Genomic DNA, 3,401 nt, shown 5'->3' on the forward strand with positions numbered 1-3,401 from the left:
CTGCCACCAGCGGAAATCCCTTAACTACCCGGCCTTGGGCGAAGGCCCCTCGAGGATGGCCCACAGGCCACGCTCACCGACGTGCCCGGCCGCGAGGAGGAGACCCCTGCCCCGCGCCCACCCGGCACCGCCGGACCTCTGCCCGCCGCGCATGGCCTGCTGCTTGCTGCACGGTCCGCTCACGGGGCACGCACAGCCGAGCAGGCGATCCCCGCTGGTGGCGGGACCGGAGCCGCTCATCCCACACTCCATCCAGGGAGCGGAGCGCTCACCCACGCCCACGGCAGGCCGCCGATGAGCGACGCTGCGCTCATGCTCGCCCGCAAGGCGGCTGTGCGGCCGCTCTACGACGCGCTCAACCGCCGCCCGAAGGCGAGCGAGATCCACGCGGCGCTCACCGCCCACAACCTGCTCACCGGTACCGAGCAGCAGACCCGCTCCACGTGCCAGCGGGTGCGCGACGCGATCGAGGCCGACGAGCCGACGCTCAAGCGCACGGTTGACCCTACGTAGCCGGTGCCTCGGCGAACACCGTCCCGGAGGGGACACCGTTGCGGCTGTTCCCAATGCCGTCACCGTCAGCATCGTGCTACTCACTGCCGAAATGGCCGGTCATCTCGCCTTCCAGGCCGGATTCCACCCACAAGGACTCCGGCCGCCCTCTGCGGACCGTTCCCGCCGGTTACTCCCTCTCCGCCAGTAGGTTGATCAGCCAGTCGACGACCGCTCGGCTCGTCGCCGAGAGGACGCCATGTACCGCGGCGGCGATCAAAGTGGGGCGCTCTGCGCAGGTCGCCGCATCCGGGCAGGATGGGGAGAGAAGTCGTCATCCGGACGGCGGATGCGGCGCGCCCGGCATCTCGATCCGGGGGGTGGTGTCGGGGAGGGCCCGTCACGAGATATCTTGACATCAAGACGTTGTAGACGTGAAGCGGAGTACCGGTGACTGACTCGACCATCATCTATACGCACACCGACGAGGCCCCGGCCCTGGCGACGTATTCGTTCCTGCCCGTGGTGCAGGCGTACGCCTCGACGGCGGGCGTCACGGTGGAGACGCGCGACATCTCCCTGGCCGGGCGCATCATCGCCAGCTTCCCGGAGCGTCTGGAGGAGGGCCAGCGCATCGCCGACGCCCTCGCCGAGCTCGGCGAGCTCGCGAAGACCCCCGGGGCCAACATCATCAAGCTGCCGAACATCTCGGCCTCGATCCCGCAGCTCAAGGCCGCGGTCGCCGAGCTGCAGCAGCAGGGCTACGCGCTGCCGGACTACCCGGACGACCCGAAGACCGACGAGGAGCGCGAGACCCGCGCCCGCTACGACAAGGTCAAGGGCAGCGCCGTCAACCCGGTGCTGCGCGAGGGCAACTCCGACCGCCGCGCCCCCCTGTCGGTCAAGAACTACGCCAAGGCCCACCCGCACCGCATGGGCGCCTGGAGCGGCGAGTCCAAGACCAACGTCGCCACCATGGGCGCCGACGACTTCCGCTCCACCGAGCGCTCCGCGGTGGTCAACGAGGCCGGTGCGCTGCGGATCGAGCTGGTCGCCGAGGACGGCACCACCACCGTGCTGCGCGAGAAGGTCCCGGTGCTGGCCGGCGAGGTCGTCGACGCCTCCGTGATGCGCGTCGCCGCACTGCGCGAGTTCCTCGCCGCCCAGGTCGTCCGGGCCAAGGCCGAGGGCGTGCTGTTCTCGGTGCACCTCAAGGCCACCATGATGAAGGTCTCCGACCCGATCGTGTTCGGCCACGTCGTGCGCGCCTTCTTCCCGAAGACCTTCGCGGCCTACGGCGAGACCCTGGCCGCCGCCGGCCTGAGCCCCAACGACGGCCTCGGCGCCGTGCTCAAGGGCCTGGACGCGCTGCCCGAGGGAGCGGCGATCAAGGCCTCCTTCGACGCCGAGCTCGCCGAGGGCCCCGCCCTCGCGATGGTCGACTCCGACAAGGGCATCACCAACCTGCACGTCCCCAGCGACGTCATCGTCGACGCCTCCATGCCGGCCATGATCCGCACCTCCGGCCACATGTGGGGCCCGGACGGCAAGGAGGCCGACACCCTGGCCGTCCTGCCGGACAGCAGCTACTCCGGCGTGTACCAGGCCGTCATCGACGACTGCCGCGCGCACGGCGCCTTCGACCCGTCGACCATGGGCTCGGTGCCCAACGTCGGCCTGATGGCGCAGAAGGCCGAGGAGTACGGCAGCCACGACAAGACCTTCGAGATCGCCACCGCCGGTACCGTGCGGGTCGTCGACGCCGCGGGCACCGCGGTGCTGGAGCAGCCGGTCGCCGTCGGCGACATCTTCCGGATGTGCCAGACCAAGGACCTGCCGATCCAGGACTGGGTCAAGCTGGCCGTCTCCCGCGCCCGCGCCACCGGCTCCCCGGCGGTGTTCTGGCTGGACTCGGCCCGCGCGCACGACGCCGTCCTGATCGAGAAGGTCAAGGCGTACCTGCCGGAGCACGACACCGAGGGCCTGCAGATCGAGATCCTCTCCCCGGTCGAGGCCACCGCGTTCTCGCTGGAGCGGATCCGCCGCGGCGAGGACACCATCTCGGTCACCGGCAACGTGCTGCGCGACTACCTCACCGACCTGTTCCCGATCCTGGAGCTGGGCACCAGCGCCAAGATGCTCTCGGTGGTCCCGCTGATGAACGGCGGCGGCCTGTTCGAGACCGGCGCCGGCGGCTCCGCCCCGAAGCACGTCCAGCAGCTGGTCAAGGAGAACTACCTGCGCTGGGACAGCCTCGGCGAGTTCCTCGCGCTGGCGGTCAGCTTCGAGCACCTCGCCCAGACCACCGGCAACGAGCGCGCCCAGGTCCTGGCCGACACCCTCGACCGGGCCACCGGCACCTTCCTCAACGAGGACAAGTCGCCGAGCCGCCGCCTCGGCGGCATCGACAACCGCGGCAGCCACTTCTACCTGGCCCTGTACTGGGCCCAGGAGCTGGCGCAGCAGACCGACGACGCCCAGCTCGCGGAGGCCTTCGCGGCGCTCGCCAAGACGCTCGCCGAGCAGGAGCAGACCATCGTCGCCGAGCTGATCGCGGTCCAGGGCTCGCCGGCCGACATCGGCGGCTACTTCCAGCCGGTGGCCGAGCTGGCCGCCGCCGTGATGCGCCCGTCGCAGACCTTCAACGAGGCCATCGCGACCCTCGGCTGACCCGCCGCACGGCCACGGCCCCGCGGACCCCGCACACCACCCGGCGACGGGCGGCGCGCGGCGGCCCGCGGGGCCCTCGCCTGTCCGGCGGATCCGGCGGGGCGCGCGACGACGGACCGCCCTCCCCCGCCTTCGGCCGGGAGGTGCCCCCGCCGGACCCAGTACGTCCAGGACGAGGCCGACACGGGCGCACGCCCGGCGCCGCACACCGATCCGGCAGGATCCGCCGGACGGGCCCC

Annotated in this window: 2 protein-coding genes; both read left to right on the forward strand. The window is 71.5% G+C overall.

Annotated elements, in window-relative coordinates; translation table 11 throughout:
* Positions 1-294 precede the first annotated feature (294 nt).
* A complete protein-coding gene (locus AA75_RS17595; protein WP_033821019.1) occupies positions 295-513 on the forward strand; it encodes a hypothetical protein in 219 nt (72 codons plus the stop codon).
* 429 nt (positions 514-942) lie between these two features.
* Positions 943-3,162 (forward strand): NADP-dependent isocitrate dehydrogenase, encoded by a 2,220-nt coding sequence (locus AA75_RS17600; protein WP_033821020.1) that lies wholly within the window; start codon positions 943-945, stop codon positions 3,160-3,162.
* Positions 3,163-3,401 lie beyond the last annotated feature (239 nt).

The sequence above is a fragment of the Kitasatospora sp. MBT63 genome (assembly GCF_000710465.2).
Taxonomy (GTDB): domain Bacteria; phylum Actinomycetota; class Actinomycetes; order Streptomycetales; family Streptomycetaceae; genus Kitasatospora.